Here is a 17965-nt window from a genome sequence, read left to right as displayed (position 1 = left end):
AACTGCCACGTGTGGGAACTGGTTAAAGCTGGCGGCTGGATGATGCTGCCAATCATTCTGTGTTCTATCGCTGCGGCCGGCATCGTTGCCGAACGCCTCTGGACACTGCGGCCGAGCCGCATCACGCCACCCAACCTGCTCGGTCAGGTATGGAAGTGGATCAAAGATAAAAAGCTTAATAACCAGAAGCTCAAGGAGCTGCGCGCCAACTCACCCTTGGGGCAAATCCTTGCTGCGGGCCTGGCCAATTCCAAGCATGGTCGCGAGATCATGAAAGAGTGCATTCAGGAAGCTGCCGCCCGAGTCATTCATGACCTTGAGCGTTATCTGAATGCGTTGGGGACCATTGCCGGTATCGCTCCGTTGCTGGGTCTACTGGGGACCGTGCTTGGCATGATCGAAATTTTCAGCTCCTTTATGGGCTCGGGTATGGCCAATGCGGCATTACTCGCCGGCGGCATTTCCAAGGCGCTGATCACCACGGCCGCAGGCCTGATGGTGGCTATCCCTGCACTGTTCTTCCATCGCTACCTGCAACGCCGGGTCGATGAGCTGGTAGTGGGCATGGAGCAGGAAGCGATTCGCCTGGTGGAAGTGGTGCAGGGTGACCGTGACGTTGACCTGGGTGAGGATAAGGCGTGAAGTTCCGGCGCAAACCGCGGGAGAACGTCGAGATCAATCTGGCCTCGTTGATCGACGTGGTATTTATCCTGCTGCTGTTCTTCGTGGTCACAACTACCTTTACCCGTGAGACTCAGCTCAAGGTCGATCTGCCTGAGGCCGCTACTGGTACGCCGCCAGAGCAGACCGAACTGAAGCAGCTGGAAATCCTGATCGCCGCCGATGGCAGCTACTCGCTGAATGCCAAGCAGTTGCTGAAAAGTGATCTGCAAAGCCTGATGGCGGCGCTGCAGAAGGAATCGGAAGGCGATAACAGCCTACCGCTGATCATCAGTGCCGATGCCAAGGCGCAGCATCAGGCGGTGATTACCGCGATGGATGCGGCCGGCAAGCTGGGTTTTGCCCACCTGCGTATGACCACCATTGAGGCGCAAGCCGCGCCTTGAGGCTTGCCCGCTGATGAGCCTATCCACGCGACTCACTGCTGCCTGGTACGCCGGTCATCCGGCATTGGGCTTGCTGCGTCCGCTGGAGTGGCTCTATCGCGTGGTGGTGCGGCGCAAGCGTGCACGCTTTCTGGCGGGCGAGGGCGAAATCTACCGTGCACCGGTGCCGGTCGTGGTGGTTGGCAATATCACCGTTGGTGGCACCGGCAAGACCCCGATGATTCTCTGGCTGATTGAGCACTGCCGCCGCCAAGGGCTGCGCGTCGGTGTGGTCAGTCGTGGCTATGGCGCGCAGCCGCCACAGCTGCCCTGGCTGGTGCAGGCCGATCAGGCTGCCAGCGTGGCCGGTGATGAACCATTGCTGATTGTGCAACGCAGCGGCGTGCCGCTGATGATTGACCCTGATCGCGGTCGCGCCGTGGCGGCTTTGCTGGCGGCCGAACCGTTGGACCTGGTTTTCAGTGATGACGGCTTGCAGCACTACCGTCTGGCCCGAGATCTTGAATTGGTGCTGATCGATGCCGCGCGCGGCTTGGGCAATCGTCGTTGCCTGCCTGCCGGCCCGCTGCGTGAGCCGGTCGAGCGTCTACAGGCTGTGGATGCGCTGCTGTATAACGGCGCCTCCAATGATCCGCAGGGCGGTTACGGTTTTACCCTGCAGCCGCGCGCCCTGGTCAATCTACGCAGTGCTCAGCAGCACCCGCTGAGTCATTTCTCGGCCGGTCAGGCCGTGCATGCGGTCGCCGGTATTGGCAACCCGCAGCGTTTCTTCAACACCCTCGAAGGGCTACACTGGCGGCCTGTCGCGCATGCCTTTGCTGACCATGCACCGTACAGCGCCGAGCTGTTGAATTTCAGTCCGGCACTGCCGGTGCTGATGACGGAAAAGGATGCGGTCAAGTGCCGTGCCTTTGCGGCTGACGATTGGTGGTACCTGGCGGTGGATGCCGAGCCCTCGGCTGCGTTTGTCGCCTGGTTTGATCAGCAATTGCAGCGCCTTGTGCCGCGCACCTGATTGTTCTGATCATTCGGCGGCTTCGTCCGCCCCAGTAGCTGCTTCCTCTCAAGGATCTCCCATGGACCCGAAACTACTCGACATTCTCGCCTGCCCACTGTGCAAAGGCCCGCTGAAGCTCGCCGCTGACAAGAGCGAGCTGATCTGCAAGGCCGACGCACTTGCCTTTCCGGTGCGCGATGGCATCCCGGTGATGCTGGAAAGCGAAGCCCGCACCCTCAACGTCGACGAGCGTCTGGACAAGTAAATGAGCACTGTCTTTACCGTTGTGATTCCGGCGCGTTTCGCTTCCAGTCGCCTGCCGGGCAAGCCGCTGCAGGATATTGCCGGCAAACCGATGATTCAGCATGTCTGGGAACAGGCGTGCAAAAGCAGCGCGCAGCAGGTGGTGGTTGCCACCGACGATGCACGCATCGTTGAGGTGTGCCGCAGCTTTGGTGCGCAGGTAGTGCTGACTCGCGTCGACCACAACTCCGGCACCGACCGCCTGGCTGAAGTAGCCACTGCTCTGGGCCTGGCGGCTGATGCCATCGTGGTCAACGTGCAGGGCGATGAGCCGCTGATCCCGCCATCGGTCATCGATCAGGTGGCGGCCAACCTGGCGGCCAACCCGCAGGCGGCAATCGCCACTTTGGCCGAGCCGATTGAGGATGTGCAGGCGTTGTTCAACCCCAACGTGGTCAAGGTGGTCAGCGACAAGACCGGCCTGGCCCTGACTTTCAGCCGCGCGCCGCTAGCCTGGGCGCGCGATGCCTTCGCCAAGAGCCGTGACGAACTGCCAGTCGGCGTGCCGTACCGCCGGCATATCGGCATCTACGCCTACCGTGCGCAATTTCTGCATGACTTCGTCAGCTGGGGTCCATGCTGGTTGGAAGATACCGAGTGTCTGGAGCAGCTGCGTGCGCTCTGGCACGGGGTGCGTATCCATGTCGCCGATGCGCTGCAAGCGCCGCCCGCCGGCGTCGACACCCCGGAAGACCTCGAGCGGGTTCGTCGCCTGTTGGGGGCCTGATGCGCGTTCTGTTCGTCTGCCTGGGCAATATCTGTCGCTCGCCCACCGCCGAAGGCGTGTTGCGCCACAAGCTGCGTGAGGCCGGGCTGGAAGGGCGCATTGAAGTCGATTCTGCCGGTACCGGCGATTGGCATGTGGGTAAGGCGGCGGATCTGCGTACGCGTCAGGCCGCATTACAGCGCGGCTACGACCTTTCTGCATTGCGTGGGCGGCAGGTCATGGCTGAGGATTTTCATGCCTTCGATCTGATTCTGGCGATGGACAATAGTAACCTGCAGCACTTAACGCAGTTGCGTCCGGGTCATACCCCGGCCGAGCTGGACCTGTTTCTGCGCCGCTATCAGCTTGAATTGGATGAAGTTCCGGATCCCTATTACGGGGGGGAAGCCGGTTTTACCCAGGTGCTGGATTTGATCGAGCAGGCCTGTGATGCGCTGGTGATCGAACTCAAGGGGCGCTTATGAGCCTGCAGGTGCGCACTCAGGTATCACTGAAGCCCTATAACAGCTTTGCCGTCGAGGCCCAGGCCAGTCATTTTGCCGAAGCCGAGAACGATCAGCAGGTGCGCGAAGCGCTGAGCTATGCGCAAACGCAGCAGCTTCCGCTGCTGTTACTCGGTGGTGGCAGTAATCTGCTGCTCACAACCGATGTCGAGGCGCTGGTGCTGCGTATGGCCAGTCGCGGTATTCGCGTACTGAGCGATGACGGTGAGCGTGTTGTGATCGAGGCAGAAGCGGGGGAGCCCTGGCATCCGTTTGTGCAATGGACGCTGGCGCAGGGCTTTGCCGGCCTGGAAAACCTCAGCCTGATCCCAGGCACCGTGGGCGCGGCTCCGGTGCAGAATATCGGCGCGTACGGCGTTGAGTTGAAGGATCTGTTTGCCGGTTTGACCGCCTTGGATCGGCGCAGTGGCGAGCTGCGCGAGTTCTCTCTGCAGGACTGCGCCTTTGCCTACCGCGATAGTCTGTTCAAACGCGAAAGCGGACGCTGGGTCATCCTGCGGGTGCGTTTTGCCTTGAGTCGTGCGGCTGCGCTGCATCTGGATTACGGCCCAGTGCGTCAGCGTCTGGAAGAGCAGGGAATCAATGCCCCGACGGCGCTGGATGTCAGCCAGGCGATCTGCGCCATTCGCAGCGAAAAATTGCCTGACCCTGCTCACCTAGGCAATGCCGGCAGCTTCTTCAAGAACCCGCTGGTATCGAGTGAGCTGGCGCAGCGTTTGCGCGCTGAGCATGCCGATTTGGTGGCCTATCCTCAGGTGGTGAATGGCCAGGCGGACGGGCAGGTCAAGCTGGCCGCGGGCTGGCTGATCGAGCGGGCTGGCTGGAAGGGCTTTCGTGAGGGTGATGCGGGTGTGCATCGTCTGCAGGCGTTGGTGCTGGTGAATTACGGCGCCGCCACTGGTGCGCAGCTGTTGGCACTGGCGCAGCGTATCCAGGCGGATATTTTTCAGCGTTTTTCGGTTAAGTTAGAGATCGAGCCGAACGTGCTTTAAGGCGTTTTAGCGACAGGCAGCGAATAGCGATTGGCCGCGCTGACATAGAAAGCCAGAACGCAAAAGGGGATGCCGAAGCATCCCCTTTTTTATAGCTCGCCATCCCTGGCAGCTACCCTGCGGGCCGTCGCTACGCGACGTTAAAAATTGCTCCAGGCAATTTTTTATTACCTAGCGGATCAGATCTGCGGTTTGACCGCTTCTTTATCCTGCTCGTCAGCTTCTGCTTCAGTAAACAGCGAGCTTTGCGGCTCCGAGCTTACTTCTGCTTCTGTGGCTTCAGCTTTGGGCTCGGCTGCTTCGCTGTGCGCAGGCGCTTCGGCTGCAGTTTCCACTACGGCTTCGGCAACTACGTCTGCAACCGGCTCCGCAGCGATCGGCGCAGCCGCTTCAACCTGCACGGCGGCAGTTGGGGCTTCGGCGGCGGCTTCGCGGGCCAGGCGCTCGGCTTCACGCTGACGGCGACGCACTTCGCGCGGATCGTTCGGTGCGCGACCGTTGCTGCTGACAGCGACCGCAGGTGCGGCTTCAGCTGCCACAACTTCAGTCACTGCAACTTCGGCAACCGGCTCGGCAGCGGCAACCACAGCTGGCGCTTCAACAACTTCTGCGACCGGTGCGGGCGCTTCTACAACAGCAGGTGCTGGTGCAGCTTCGCTGACTTCGGCCTGTGCAGGTGCTTCGCTGGCCTCGATAACCGGGCTGCTTACTGCTTCTACAACAGCGGTCTCAGCAACGGTTTCAACAACTGCTTGCGGCGCTTCAGCTGCAGCGACTTCACGTGGCTGCTCCGGCTCGGCAATTACCGGCGTTGCTTCAGCCGTTTCGTCCGCAGCAGTGATAGCTGCTGCAGTCGCTGCTGTAGCCACTACCGTGTTGCCGGCATCGGCTTGAACTTCTGCGGTTTCTTCGTTGCCTTCGATCGGGTTGCCGTTGGCATCGTTCTGGCGTTCGCGACGATTGCTGCGACGACGCTGGCCGCGGGAGCGGCGACGTGGGCGATCACCACCTTCGCTGCCTTCCTGCTCATCGTCCTGCAGTGCTTCTTCAGCATTCAGTGCTTCTTCGTCACTGACAGCTGCAGCCTGTTCGGCACGCGGCTGGCGCTCTTCACGCGGCGCGCGCGGCTGGCGCGGTTCGCGTTGCGGACGTTCGGCGCGGGCTTCTTCGCTAACGGTTGCGCTATCGCCAGGTGCGGCATCCAGTGGCTCACGCAGTTCGCGCGGCTGGCGCTCTTCACGTGGTTTGCGGTCGCGTGGCTGACGCTCTTCACGCGGTGGGCGCGATTGACGCACTTCCTGTGGCTCGCGAACTTCTACGACGTCACGCGGGCTGCGTTCTTCGCGTGGCGCACGCTCTTCACGCGGTGCGCGTTCCTCACGTGGAGCACGTTCTTCACGGGCTGCGCGAGGCTGACGCTCTTCACGCGGTGCACGCTCTTCACGTGGACCACGGTCCTCGCGCGGCTTGCGATCTTCATTGTTGCGGCCACCACGGCTGCGGTTTTGTTGGCGACCGTTGCGACGTTCATCGCTGCGCTGTGGACGTTCGCTGGTTTTCTTCTCGACGACGGCAGGCTTTTCTTCTTCCTTACCGGCGAACAGGCTGACCAGCGACTTGACCAGGCCCTTGAACAGGCTCGGCTCGGCGGCAGCTACAGGCTGTGTGGCTACTGCTTCAACCGGGGTTGGTGCAGTGCGCTGCGGCGCGGTCTTGATCGCGGCTTCCTGGCGAACCAGGGTGCGCGTTGCGGCGGCCTGTTTCTCTTCTTCCACTTCAATGGTCGCCATTTCATAGCTGGATTGAGTGGACTGAGCTTCCGGGCTGTCGTCACGGATGCGGGTGACTTCGAAGTGCGGGGTTTCCAGGTGATCGTTCGGCACGATCACGATGCGCGCACGGGTACGCAGTTCGGTCTTGGTGATCGAGTTGCGTTTTTCGTTGAGCAGGAAGGCTGCAACTGGAATTGGCACTTGGGCGCGAACTTCAGCGGTGCGGTCTTTCAGGGCTTCTTCTTCGATCAGGCGCAGAATGGCTAGCGACAGCGATTCGACGTCGCGGATGATGCCTTGACCATTGCAGCGTGGGCAGACGATACCGCTGCTTTCACCCAGGGACGGACGCAGGCGCTGACGCGACATTTCCAGCAGGCCGAAGCGCGAGATGCGACCCACTTGTACGCGGGCACGGTCGGCTTCCAGGCTTTCACGGACTTTTTCTTCCACGGCGCGTTGATTCTTCGCCGGGGTCATGTCGATAAAGTCGATAACGATCAGGCCGCCGATGTCACGCAGGCGCAGTTGGCGAGCGATTTCTTCGGCCGCTTCCAGGTTGGTCTGCAGGGCGGTTTCTTCGATGTCGCTGCCTTTGGTGGCGCGCGCCGAGTTGATGTCGATGGACACCAGGGCTTCGGTCGGATCAATGACGATGGAGCCGCCGGACGGCAGTTTTACTTCGCGCTGGAAGGCGGTTTCGATCTGGCTTTCGATCTGGAAGCGGTTGAACAGCGGCACGCTGTCTTCGTACAGCTTGATCTTGCTGGCGTACTGCGGCATCACCTGGTTGATGAAGCTCAGAGCTTCCTGCTGCGCTTCGATGCTGTCGACCAGCACTTCGCCGATGTCCTGGCGCAGGTAGTCGCGGATGGCGCGGATGATCACGTTGCTTTCCTGGTAGATCAGGAAGGGCGCAGCGCGGTCCAGTGAGGCTTCTTTGATAGCGGTCCAGAGTTGCAGCAGGTAATCGAGGTCCCACTGCATTTCTTCGCTGGAGCGGCCGAGGCCTGCGGTGCGCACGATCAAGCCCATGTCGCTAGGCGCGATCAGACCATTCAGCGCTTCGCGCAGTTCGTTGCGCTCTTCGCCTTCGATGCGGCGCGAGATGCCACCAGCGCGTGGGTTATTTGGCATCAGTACCAAGTAACGACCGGCGAGGCTGATAAAGGTGGTCAGGGCTGCGCCCTTGTTGCCACGTTCTTCTTTCTCGACCTGAACGATTACTTCCTGGCCTTCCTTGAGCACGTCTTTGATATTGACGCGGCCTTCTGGGGCCTTGCTGAAATATTCGCGGGAGATTTCTTTGAGCGGGAGAAAGCCGTGGCGCTCAGAGCCGAAGTCGACGAAAGCGGCTTCGAGGCTAGGTTCTACACGGGTGATTTTACCCTTGTAGATGTTGGATTTTTTCTGCTCACGGGCACCGGACTCGATGTCCAGGTCGTAGAGTTTCTGCCCATCTACTAGGGCGACACGCAGCTCTTCGGGTTGAGTTGCGTTAATCAGCATTCTTTTCATGTAATACCGTCGGTTTCCGGTGCTGGCGGAAGCGGCGTTCGGCACACACGACTTCAGGGTCGGTGTCAGGTGCGTCAGGAACGGTCGTAAAGCGTTCCAGTGTCTAGCGGCGGTCAGCCAATTGTGCTGGGCCGCGACGGACGTCTCCTGCTCGCTGTGATAACAGAAAGCACTAAGTCAGGAGGAGGAATCAGCTGTTGGTAGCGGACGAGATGAAGCGTCTTGGTAAAGCGAGCTGCTACGCGGACCAACAGTTGTACATCTCCACCCTACACGTATCGCTGAAACTCGGGTGCCGCTCGCGAAAATCCGCAGCGGGTTAACTATTACCGCAACCGTCCAGAGGGGCAGGTTGCGCATCATGGCTTAAAGGCTTTATTTCCGAGTTATTCACAGCCTTGGAGGCTTTTCTTTCGTTGAATAACCCGTCGGACGGCCTCACGTCCCGAATGGGTTGCGTTGGTTGGGGATGGCAGTTTTGGCGATCATCCGCAAACCAGGCCGCTTTTGGCGGCGTCCCCGACTATAGCAGCAATGATTAAGTGCTTCAATTCCATAAAAAATTGTTATGATTGCGCGATGACAAATCCTTCCCCTCCAACCTCCGGCGTCCAGCTGCTCGAGGTTGCGCCGGAGCTTGCCGGCCAACGCATTGATAACTTTCTTCGCACCCAGCTCAAAGGCGTGCCCAAGACTTTGATTTACCGGATTTTGCGTAAAGGCGAAGTGCGTGTGAATAAAGGTCGGATCAAGCCTGAGTACAAGTTGCAGGCCGGTGACATCATTCGCGTGCCGCCACTGCGTTTGGCTGAGCGCGATGAGCCAGAGCCGCTGGCGCAGGGGCTTTTGCAGCGCCTTGAAGCGGCGATTGTCTATGAAGACAAGGCGCTGATCGTTCTCAATAAGCCGGCTGGTATTGCCGTGCATGGCGGTAGTGGCCTGAACTACGGGGTTATCGAGGCCTTTCGTCAGCTGCGTCCGGATGCCAAGGATCTGGAGCTGGTGCATCGCCTCGATCGCGATACTTCCGGCCTGTTGATGATTGCCAAGAAGCGCAGCATGTTGCGTCACCTGCACGAAGCCTTGCGTGGTGATGGCGTGGACAAGCGTTATATGGCGCTGGTGCGTGGTAACTGGGCGACGGCCAAGAAGCAGGTAAATGCGCCGCTACTTAAGAGCAATCTGCGTTCTGGTGAGCGCATGGTTGAGGTCAATCCTGAGGGGAAGGAGGCTTTGACCGTCTTTCGTGTGCTGCGCCGCTTTGGTGAGTTCGCTACCCTGGTTGAGGCTAAGCCGGTGACCGGGCGTACCCATCAGATTCGTGTGCATGCGCAGCATGCCGGACACTGCATTGCTGGTGACAGCAAGTATGGTGATGACGATTTCACCAAGGAAATTCGCGATCTAGGCGGCAAACGCCTGTTTCTGCATGCCTATGAGTTGGTTGTGCCGCTGCCTGAAGGTGGTCAGCTCAAACTTGAAGCTCCAGTCGATGAGATGTGGGCGCGAACTATGGTGCGTCTCGGTGAGTGATTGTCAGGAACGTGGCTACCAGCTGCTGATCTTCGATTGGGACGGCACACTGGTTGATTCCATCGGTCGGATTGTCGCGGCGATGCATATGGCTGCAGATGCTTGCGGCTTGCCGCGCTGCACGGATGATCAGGTGCGCGGCATTATCGGCTTGGGTTTGCCTGAGGCGATTCGTTGTCTTTATCCGGATATGCATGACGCACTTCGTGCGCAGCGCTTGCGGCAAAGCTACAGCGAAAACTACCTGGCCCTTGAGTCTGAGCCATCGGCGCTGTTCTATGGCGTGGCTGAGGATTTGGAGGCGTTTCGTGCCGAGGGTTATCGCCTGGCGGTAGCGACTGGAAAAGGGCGGCATGGTTTGCAGCGCGTGCTGGCGGATCGTGGCTGGCTGGATTATTTCGACTACAGCCGCTGCGCCGACGAAACGGCGAGCAAGCCGGACCCGCTGATGTTGCACGAGATTCTTGCGCAAAGCGGTGTTGCTGCCAGCCGGGCACTGATGGTGGGTGACTCATCCTTCGATCTGTTGATGGCGCAGCGCGCTGGCATGGATTGTGTGGCGGTGGGTTATGGTGCGCAGTCGTTGCAGGCGCTGCGTGAGTGCCGGCCTACGCTGGCAATAGAATGTTTTACCGAGTTGCGCGCCTGGCTAGGTCGGTGCGCGTCTAATCAGTCAGTTGAGGTGGTTTTGCATGGCAGATGAATGGAAGGCGTCGGCGGCTGATGGCGACGGTAAGAGCTGGCAGCTGCTGGAGAAGACTCTTCTGGCCGGTGTGCAGGAGCAGCGCCGCGCGCGGCGTTGGGGGATTTTCTTCAAGCTGCTGACCTTTATTTATATCTTCGGCGCGCTGGCCTTATTCTCGCCCATGCTGGCGATGAAGAAGGGCGCGACCACCGGCAGTCATACTGCGGTGATCGAGGTGCGCGGGATGATTGCTGATCAAGAGTCGGCCAGCGCCGACAATATCGTCAGCAGCCTGCGTGCGGCGTTTGAGGATGCCAACACCAGGGGCGTGATCCTGCGCATCAATAGCCCGGGCGGCAGTCCGGTACAGTCGGGGTATATCTATGACGAGATTCGTCGTCTGCGTACTGAATACCCGGCGATCAAGCTGTATGCGGTGATCACTGATCTGGGTGCGTCGGGTGCCTATTACATCGCCAGTGCGGCCGATGAGATTTATGCCGACAAGGCCAGTCTGGTCGGCTCTATTGGTGTGACTGCGGCAACCTTTGGTTTTGTTGGGGCTATGGAGAAGCTGGGTGTGGATCGTCGTGTGTATACCTCCGGCGAGCACAAGGCGTTTCTCGATCCGTTCCAGCCGCAAAAAGCCGAAGAGACCGAGTTTTGGCAGGGTGTACTGGAAACCACCCATCGCCAGTTTATTGCCAGTGTCAAGAAGGGGCGTGGTGAGCGCTTGAAGGATGCCGAGCATCCTGAGTTGTTCTCGGGTTTGGTCTGGTCGGGCGAGCAGGCTTTAACGCTGGGTTTGGTCGATGCCTTGGGCAATACCAGCTATGTGGCGCGGGAAGTGATTGGTGAGAAGGAAATCGTTGATTTCACGGTGCAGGAGTCGCCTTTCGATCGCTTCGCGAAAACCCTGGGTGCCAGCATGGCTGAGCGCATTGCCCTGTGGATGGGGTTCCAAGGGGCGGCGTTACGCTAAGGTCTGAAGCCGTTGCAAATAAGCCCGGTCATTGATCGGGCTTGTTGTTTTTAGGGGATATCGATACCGCTGGTCAGTAGCATGTCCACCAGGCGGATCAAGGGGAGGCCGATCAGGCTGTTGCTGTCGCTGCCTTCTGTGCTGCGAAACAGGCTGATGCCCAGGCCTTCGGCCTTGAAGCTGCCGGCGCAGTCGAAGGGTTGTTCAGCGGTCAGGTAGCGCATGATTTGCGCGTCACTGAGCGGCCGAAAATGCACGGTGAAGGGTATGCAGGCGGTTTGCTGCTGGCCTGTGGCACTGTTAAGCAGTGTGAGGCCGGTCAGAAAGGTCACGCTGTTGCCGCTGGCGGCCATTAGCTGTTCGCGAGCGCGCTCCAGGGTGTGTGGTTTGCCGATGATTTGCGAGCCGAGTACTGCCACCTGATCTGAGCCGATGATCAGGTGCTGCGGGTGGGTAGCGCTCAGTGCTTGGGCCTTTTCTAGCGATAGCCGTCGCGCCAGGGCTTCTGCGTCTTCATCAGGTCGTCGTGATTCGTCGATGTGCGGAGCGCTCCAGGTGAAGGGCAAGCGCAGGCGGGTGAACAGTTCACGTCGGTAGGGTGAGCTGGAGGCGAGCACCAGAGGCAGCACGGCGATTTCCTTCTATATAGGAGTTTGCAGAGGGTGGGCAATTCTAGCTGTCGGTCCATATGCTGGACAGGCCGAATTTCCTTTGACAGCGGCGGGTTGCATCCCTAAAATGCGCCGCCTATGTCAAATGGCCCGATTCCACCTCACGTTGATCCGCGCAAATTAGCCGATCGTAGCGCCACCCTTGAAGGTGAGCTGCAACTGTCAGATTTGCAGCGACTCTGCGGCCCGCTTGCCGATAACCAAGGCATGGTGCGTACGAAGTTCTTCTTCGAGCGCGACGAGCGCAATGCTGTAGTTTTTCACAGCGAGCTTGAGGTTGAAGTCAAGATGGTTTGCCAGCGTTGTCTGGAGCTGGTCACTTTGCCGATCCACAGTGCGTGTGATTACGCTGTGGTGAAAGAGGGTGCGAATACCCAGTCAGTGCCGCAAGGCTATGACGTGATTGAGTTGGGTGAAGACCCATTGGATCTGCTGGCGCTGGTTGAGGAGGAGCTTCTGCTCGCCTTGCCCATTGTCCCGGCTCATGACCCTAAAGATTGCCAGCAGCCGACCGGCCTCGAAGAGCCCGAGTCGAGCGAGGACGAGGTAACGCGGTCCAACCCGTTCAGTGTATTGGCGCAGTTAAAGCGTGACCCAAACGTTTAGGAGTTAATTAGTTATGGCTGTTCAGCAGAACAAAAAATCCCGTTCCGCCCGTGACATGCGTCGTTCGCACGATGCCCTCGAGGCCAGCACTCTGTCGGTCGAGAAAACCACCGGTGAAATCCACCTGCGTCACCACGTGTCGCCAGAAGGCGTTTACCGTGGTCGTAAAGTGATCGACAAGGGCGCTGACGAGTAAATCTTGTCCGCTCCGATCATAGCGATTGATGCAATGGGTGGGGACTTCGGTCCCCACTGCATTGTTCCAGCCTGCATCTCCTGTCTGGCTGAATACCCTTCGTTACACCTGGTCCTCGTCGGCCAATCCTCTCTTCTTGAATCTCTGATTGCCCGCTATCCCGGTGTTGATCGTGTGCGCCTGCGCGTTGCGCATGCTGGCGAGGTTATCGAGATGGACGAGCGGCCGGCCCGCGCGCTGCGCGGCAAGCCGGATTCGTCGATGCGCATCAGTCTTGAGTTATTGCGCAGTGGGGCGGTGCGGGCCTGTGTCAGTGCCGGCAATACCGGTGCCTTGATGGCTCTGTCGCGCCATGTGCTGAAAACTCTGCCGGGAATTGACCGTCCGGCCATGGTCGCCGCCATTCCTACGCAGGCGGGCTTCTGTCACCTGCTTGATCTGGGCGCCAATGTCGATTGCAGTGCCGAGCACCTTTACCAGTTTGCCGTGATGGGCTCAGTTACAGCTGAAGCGCTAGGCACAGTGCGTCCGCGTGTGGCGTTGCTGAACGTCGGCACTGAAGAGATCAAGGGTAATCAGCAGGTCAAGCTGGCGGCCAGTTTGCTGCAGCAGGCGGAAGGCTTGAATTACATCGGCTTTGTCGAGGGTGATGGGTTGTATCGCGGTGAGGCCGATGTGGTGGTGTGCGATGGCTTTGTCGGCAATATCCTGCTCAAGTCCAGCGAAGGCCTGGCGGCGATGATTGCCGCTCGCATTGAGGCGCTGTTCACGTCCAGCCTGGCGGCGCGTTTGGTGGGGGCTTTGGCGTTACCGCTGTTGCGGCGTTTGCAGGGTGAGTTGGCTCCGGCGCAGCACAATGGTGCGAGTTTTGTCGGATTGCAGGGTATTGTGGTGAAAAGTCATGGTGCCGCCGGGCCTGATGGCTTTAAAAGCGCTATTCGCCGAGCTTTGCGGGAGATTGAAGAGAATTTGCCGCAGCGTTTGCACGGTCGCTTGGGTGAGCACCTGCTTTAGAATGTGACTGCGGCGGGCAGCCTGTCATCCAACTGTCAGTTTCTTGCGCTTGGCTAGGCTGGGCGCGTATTACCGACGATCACGATCATTAGGAACAGGTTTCCATGTCTGCATCTCTCGCATTCGTCTTCCCGGGTCAGGGTTCCCAGTCGCTGAGCATGCTCGCCGAGCATGGTGCGCAACGGCCGCTGATCCTCGACACCTTCGCTGAGGCTTCCGAAGCCCTCGGCTATGACCTCTGGGCGTTGACCCAGCAAGGTCCTGAAGAGCAACTCAATCAAACTGACAAAACCCAGCCGGCGATTCTCACCGCCTCTGTTGCGCTGTGGCGTGCCTGGCTTGCTGAGAGCGCCGCGCGTCCGGCTTTTGTCGCTGGCCACAGCTTGGGTGAATACTCGGCGCTGGTTGCAGCGGGCAGCTTGTCCTTGGCCGCGGCGGTTAAGCTGGTTGAGCATCGCGGCCAGCTGATGCAGCAGGCTGTTCCAGCTGGGCAGGGTGGCATGGCGGCGATTCTCGGCCTGGAAGATGCTGATGTATTGGCGGCTTGCGCCGCAGCTGCGCAGGGCGAAGTGGTCAGCGCGGTGAATTTCAATGCCCCGGGCCAGGTGGTGATCGCCGGCGGCGCTGCTGCCGTCGAGCGCGCCATTGAGGCGTGCAAGGCACGTGGCGCCAAGCGCGCCATGCCCTTGCCGGTTAGCGTGCCGTCGCATTGCGCGCTGATGCGCCCTGCGGCTGAGCGCTTTGCCGAAGCAGTAGCGGCAATTGACTGGCAGGCTCCGCAAATCGCTTTGGTACAGAACGTCAGCGCTGCGGCAGTGACTGATCTGGAAGGGCTCAAGCGTGATCTGCTGGCTCAGCTCTATAGCCCGGTGCGTTGGGTTGAGTCGATTGTCTGCCTGTCTGCGCAGGGCGTGACTGATCTGGTTGAATGCGGTCCGGGCAAGGTGTTGTCTGGTTTGAACAAGCGCTGCGTCAAAGGCATCAATACCCATAACCTGGACACCCCGGACGCCTTCGCTGCTGCGAACGCGGCCCTGGTCTGATTAAGGAGAAACGATATGAGCCTGCAAGGTAAGGTTGCACTGGTCACTGGCGCGAGCCGTGGCATTGGCCAGGCGATTGCCCTGGAGTTGGGGCGTCAGGGTGCGGTGGTTATTGGTACCGCCACCACCGCGTCGGGTGCCGAGCGGATAGCGGAAACCCTGAAAGCCAATGGTATTGAAGGGGCTGGGCTGGTACTCGACGTCAGTGACAGTGAGTCGGTCGCCAGTACCCTCGAACATATCCAGCAACATCTTGGTCAGCCGTTGATTCTGGTCAATAACGCTGGCATCACCCGCGATAATCTGATGCTGCGAATGAAGGATGACGAGTGGTTCGATGTCATCAATACCAACCTGAGCAGCTTGTATCGCCTGACTAAAGCAGTGCTGCGTGGTATGACCAAGGCGCGTTATGGTCGCATCATCAACATCGGATCGGTGGTGGGCGCCATGGGCAACGGTGGCCAGGTCAACTATGCGGCTGCCAAGGCCGGTCTTGAAGGTTTTGGTCGTGCGTTGGCACGTGAAGTGGGTTCGCGGGCAATTACCGTGAACGCCGTGGCGCCGGGCTTTATCGACACCGATATGACCCGCGAATTGCCGGAAGCACAGCGTGATGCGCTGCTGACACAGATTCCGTTGGGTCGTTTGGGGCAGGCTGAAGAGATCGCAAAAGTGGTCGCTTTCCTCGCTTCTGATGGCGCGGCTTACGTTACAGGCGCTACTATCCCTGTGAACGGCGGGATGTACATGAGCTGAATGTGACGGATGGCTTCAGAAAACTGTCATAGATGCTGTCTAAAATCCGTTATAAAGCTGCAACAGGTTTATAGGCAGGTCGTTGAAGTGTTTGTGGGGCACCCCGGCATTCAGCTTGAAATGCTAAAAACCCTTTCTATACACTTGGCTGCAGAACAGTGGCCAAGATTTGTCCCATTAGGAGTGAGAACAACGTATGAGCACCATCGAAGAGCGCGTCAAGAAAATCGTTGCCGAGCAACTGGGCGTCAAAGAAGAGGAAGTCACCAACAGCGCTTCCTTCGTTGAAGACCTGGGTGCCGACTCTCTTGACACCGTTGAGCTGGTGATGGCTCTCGAGGAGGAATTCGAGACCGAGATCCCGGACGAACAAGCCGAGAAGATCACCACCGTTCAGGAAGCGATCGACTACGTTACCGCTCACGCGTAAAACGTAATCGTCGGATCCCGACTCGGAAAAGCCGCACTCCCTTCATCAGGCGTGCGGCTTTTCTTTAAGCGCTTTCCAGGCGTTGATAACTAGAAAAGGAGATTGCTGTGTCGCGTAGACGCGTCGTGGTTACCGGTATGGGCATGCTGTCGCCATTGGGTAACGATGTGCCGAGTAGCTGGCAGGGCATTTTGGCTGGCCGCAGTGGCATTGGCCTGCTTGAGCATATGGATCTTTCCGCTTACTCCACGCGCTTTGGTGGTGCGGTAAAGGGTTTTAACGTCGAGGAATACTTGTCTGCCAAAGAGGCGCGCAAGCTCGATCTGTTTATCCAGTACGGTCTCGCTGCCAGCTTTCAGGCAGTGCGCAACTCCGGCCTGGAAGTTACCGATGCCAACCGTGAACGCATCGGTGTGGCCATGGGCTCCGGTATCGGTGGCCTGACCAATATCGAAAACAACTGTAAATCGCTGCATGAGCAAGGGCCGCGGCGTATTTCGCCGTTTTTCGTGCCTGGTTCGATCATCAATATGATTTCTGGTTTCCTGTCGATCCATCTGGGGCTGCAGGGGCCTAATTACGCCATTGCTACGGCCTGTACTACCGGTACGCACTGCATCGGTATGGCGGCGCGCAACATTGCCTACGGCGAAGCCGATGTAATGGTTGCCGGTGGCGCCGAGATGGCCGCTTGCGGCCTGGGTATGGGCGGCTTCGGTGCTGCTCGTGCGCTGTCGACCCGCAATGATGAGCCGGGCCGGGCCAGCCGTCCGTGGGACAAAGATCGCGATGGCTTCGTGCTCTCCGACGGCGCTGGCGCGCTGGTGCTGGAAGAGTTGGAGCACGCCAAGGCGCGTGGCGCGACCATCCATGCCGAGCTGATCGGCTTTGGCATGAGCGGCGACGCTTACCACATGACCTCACCACCAGAAGATGGCGCCGGTGCTGCTCGTTGCATGGCCAATGCCCTGCGTGATGCCGGTTTGAACGCCGATCAGGTGCAATACATCAACGCCCACGGTACTTCGACCTCAGCAGGTGACAAGGCTGAAGTGGCGGCTGTGAAGTCGGTGTTCGGTGAGCATGCTTACAAGCTGGCGGTCAGCTCGACCAAGTCCATGACCGGCCACCTGCTTGGCGCTGCCGGGGCGGTGGAGGCGATCTTCAGCATTCTCGCACTGCGTGATCAGGTGGCACCGCCCACCATCAACCTGGATAACCCGGACGAAGGCTGTGATCTGGACTTCGTCGCGCACCAGGCCAAAGCCATGGCGCTGGACATCGTGCTGTCCAACTCCTTCGGCTTTGGTGGCACTAACGGCTCGCTGGTGTTCCGCCGGTTCGCTGGTTGATGCTGAGTTGGGTCGATGGTCAGCCGGTCGAGCTGCTATCCGTCAAGGACCGCGGCTTGGCCTATGGCGATGGGCTGTTTGAGACCATCGCTGTAAAGGCTGGGCAGCCGGTGTTGTTGGAGCGCCACCTGACTCGTTTGGCTGAAGGTTGTGTACGACTGAAAATACCCGTTGATCAGCCGGCTGTGCGTGCGCAGGTGCTGGCCTTCAGTCAGCAGCTCGGTGAGGGCGTGGCCAAGCTCATTCTCACTCGTGGTGATGGGCAACGTGGTTATGCGCCGCCACACTCGGTGCCGTCTCGCGTGATACTACAGGCGGCTGCGAAGCCTGTTTATCCCGCGGCCTATGCCGAACAGGGCGTACGTCTGTTTGGCTGCGCTACGCGTCTGGCCGAGCAGCCATTGCTGGCGGGCCTGAAGCATCTCAATCGACTGGAGCAGGTGCTGGCGCGTAGCGAGTGGCAGGACGCCGAGCATGCCGAGGGCCTGATGCTGGACACCAGCGGCCGGGTGATTGAGGGGGTTTACAGCAATCTGTTGCTGGTCAGCGCTGGTGTGCTGATTACCGCTGACTTGTCGCGTTGCGGGGTGGCTGGCGTAATGCGCGCCGAGCTTTTGGCTCAGGCGGTTGCGCAAGGTATCGAGTGTCAGGTGCGTGATATCAGTTACCCCGAGTTGCTGGCGGCTGATGAGGTGATGCTGTGTAACAGCGTCTATGGCGTGTGGCCAGTTCGCGCTTTACTTGCACACGGCTGGCCGGTCGGCCCGCTCACCCGTAAACTGCAGGCCCTTGCCCGCGATCTACTGGACTGCTGA

20 protein-coding genes are annotated in these 17965 nt (G+C 59.4%); 18 read left to right on the top strand and 2 right to left on the bottom strand.

Features of this window, described 5'->3' with window-relative positions; all coding sequences use genetic code 11:
* The first annotated feature begins 9 nt into the window (after positions 1 to 9).
* From AACX99_RS04105 to murB, 7 genes are all read left to right on the top strand, one after another.
* The gene (locus AACX99_RS04105; protein ID WP_339409736.1) at positions 10 to 642 is read left to right on the top strand and encodes a MotA/TolQ/ExbB proton channel family protein; all 633 of its coding nucleotides are present in this window, start codon (positions 10 to 12) and stop codon (positions 640 to 642) included.
* A complete protein-coding gene (locus AACX99_RS04100; RefSeq protein WP_339409735.1) occupies positions 639 to 1067 on the top strand; it encodes an ExbD/TolR family protein in 429 nt (142 codons plus the stop codon). The genes AACX99_RS04105 and AACX99_RS04100 overlap by 4 nt, the downstream gene beginning before the upstream one ends.
* Positions 1068 to 1080: 13 nt before the next feature.
* Positions 1081 to 2082: a tetraacyldisaccharide 4'-kinase gene (lpxK, locus tag AACX99_RS04095; protein ID WP_339409733.1), complete on the top strand. Its 1002-nt coding sequence runs from the start codon at positions 1081 to 1083 to the stop codon at positions 2080 to 2082.
* Positions 2083 to 2143: 61 nt separating this feature from the next.
* Positions 2144 to 2329: a Trm112 family protein gene (locus AACX99_RS04090; RefSeq protein WP_090442371.1), complete on the top strand. Its 186-nt coding sequence runs from the start codon at positions 2144 to 2146 to the stop codon at positions 2327 to 2329.
* The gene (kdsB, locus tag AACX99_RS04085) at positions 2330 to 3094 is read left to right on the top strand and encodes a 3-deoxy-manno-octulosonate cytidylyltransferase (RefSeq protein ID WP_339409731.1); all 765 of its coding nucleotides are present in this window, start codon (positions 2330 to 2332) and stop codon (positions 3092 to 3094) included. It begins immediately after the preceding gene.
* Complete coding sequence (locus AACX99_RS04080) at positions 3094 to 3558, top strand: low molecular weight protein-tyrosine-phosphatase (protein ID WP_339409730.1); 465 nt, start codon at positions 3094 to 3096, stop codon at positions 3556 to 3558. The genes kdsB and AACX99_RS04080 overlap by 1 nt, the downstream gene beginning before the upstream one ends.
* Complete coding sequence (gene murB / locus AACX99_RS04075) at positions 3555 to 4589, top strand: UDP-N-acetylmuramate dehydrogenase (protein WP_339409729.1); 1035 nt, start codon at positions 3555 to 3557, stop codon at positions 4587 to 4589. The genes AACX99_RS04080 and murB overlap by 4 nt, the downstream gene beginning before the upstream one ends.
* Before the next feature lie 179 nt (positions 4590 to 4768).
* Here murB and rne read toward each other — a convergent pair whose 3' ends face one another.
* Positions 4769 to 7879 (bottom strand): ribonuclease E, encoded by a 3111-nt coding sequence (gene rne, locus AACX99_RS04070; RefSeq protein ID WP_339409727.1) that lies wholly within the window; start codon positions 7877 to 7879, stop codon positions 4769 to 4771.
* 579 nt (positions 7880 to 8458) lie between these two features.
* Here rne and rluC point away from each other — a divergent pair.
* From rluC to AACX99_RS04055, 3 genes are read left to right on the top strand one after another with little or no spacing between them, the layout of a single operon-like run.
* On the top strand, positions 8459 to 9412 hold the full coding sequence (gene rluC, locus AACX99_RS04065; RefSeq protein WP_339409726.1) for a 23S rRNA pseudouridine(955/2504/2580) synthase RluC: 954 nt from the start codon (positions 8459 to 8461) through the stop codon (positions 9410 to 9412).
* Positions 9405 to 10115, top strand: coding sequence for an HAD-IA family hydrolase (locus tag AACX99_RS04060; protein ID WP_339409725.1), 711 nt, complete (start codon positions 9405 to 9407; stop codon positions 10113 to 10115). Before rluC ends, AACX99_RS04060 begins: the two co-directional genes overlap by 8 nt.
* Positions 10105 to 11079, top strand: a complete 975-nt coding sequence (locus AACX99_RS04055; RefSeq protein WP_339409724.1) for a S49 family peptidase — start codon at positions 10105 to 10107, stop codon at positions 11077 to 11079. Before AACX99_RS04060 ends, AACX99_RS04055 begins: the two co-directional genes overlap by 11 nt.
* Before the next feature lie 50 nt (positions 11080 to 11129).
* On the opposite strand, the gene AACX99_RS04050 is transcribed toward AACX99_RS04055, so the two are convergent.
* Positions 11130 to 11708, bottom strand: coding sequence for a Maf family protein (locus tag AACX99_RS04050; protein WP_339409723.1), 579 nt, complete (start codon positions 11706 to 11708; stop codon positions 11130 to 11132).
* Positions 11709 to 11828: 120 nt separating this feature from the next.
* Here AACX99_RS04050 and AACX99_RS04045 point away from each other — a divergent pair, with 120 nt between their 5' ends.
* The 8 genes from AACX99_RS04045 to pabC all read left to right on the top strand — a co-directional run bounded on the left by AACX99_RS04045 (position 11829) and on the right by pabC (position 17965).
* On the top strand, positions 11829 to 12356 hold the full coding sequence (locus AACX99_RS04045; RefSeq protein WP_170049017.1) for a YceD family protein: 528 nt from the start codon (positions 11829 to 11831) through the stop codon (positions 12354 to 12356).
* A 13-nt stretch (positions 12357 to 12369) separates the two neighbouring features.
* Entirely contained in the window at positions 12370 to 12552 is a 183-nt protein-coding gene (gene rpmF / locus AACX99_RS04040; protein WP_002552688.1) for a 50S ribosomal protein L32, read from the top strand.
* Positions 12553 to 12555: 3 nt separating this feature from the next.
* A complete protein-coding gene (gene plsX, locus AACX99_RS04035; RefSeq protein WP_339409722.1) occupies positions 12556 to 13566 on the top strand; it encodes a phosphate acyltransferase PlsX in 1011 nt (336 codons plus the stop codon).
* Between the two features lie 104 nt (positions 13567 to 13670).
* A complete protein-coding gene (gene fabD, locus AACX99_RS04030; protein ID WP_339409721.1) occupies positions 13671 to 14609 on the top strand; it encodes an ACP S-malonyltransferase in 939 nt (312 codons plus the stop codon).
* Between the two features lie 15 nt (positions 14610 to 14624).
* Positions 14625 to 15368, top strand: a complete 744-nt coding sequence (gene fabG, locus AACX99_RS04025) for a 3-oxoacyl-ACP reductase FabG (protein ID WP_167141161.1) — start codon at positions 14625 to 14627, stop codon at positions 15366 to 15368.
* A gap of 196 nt (positions 15369 to 15564) precedes the next feature.
* Positions 15565 to 15798, top strand: a complete 234-nt coding sequence (gene acpP, locus AACX99_RS04020) for an acyl carrier protein (RefSeq protein ID WP_058066290.1) — start codon at positions 15565 to 15567, stop codon at positions 15796 to 15798.
* 107 nt (positions 15799 to 15905) lie between these two features.
* Positions 15906 to 17150, top strand: coding sequence for a beta-ketoacyl-ACP synthase II (gene fabF / locus AACX99_RS04015; RefSeq protein ID WP_339409717.1), 1245 nt, complete (start codon positions 15906 to 15908; stop codon positions 17148 to 17150).
* Entirely contained in the window at positions 17150 to 17965 is an 816-nt protein-coding gene (gene pabC, locus AACX99_RS04010) for an aminodeoxychorismate lyase (RefSeq protein WP_339409715.1), read from the top strand. The genes fabF and pabC overlap by 1 nt, the downstream gene beginning before the upstream one ends.

Source organism: Pseudomonas sp. EA_35y_Pfl2_R5, from assembly GCF_963970805.1.
GTDB lineage: Bacteria > Pseudomonadota > Gammaproteobacteria > Pseudomonadales > Pseudomonadaceae > Aquipseudomonas.
This window is presented reverse-complemented; position numbering and strand designations above follow the sequence as displayed.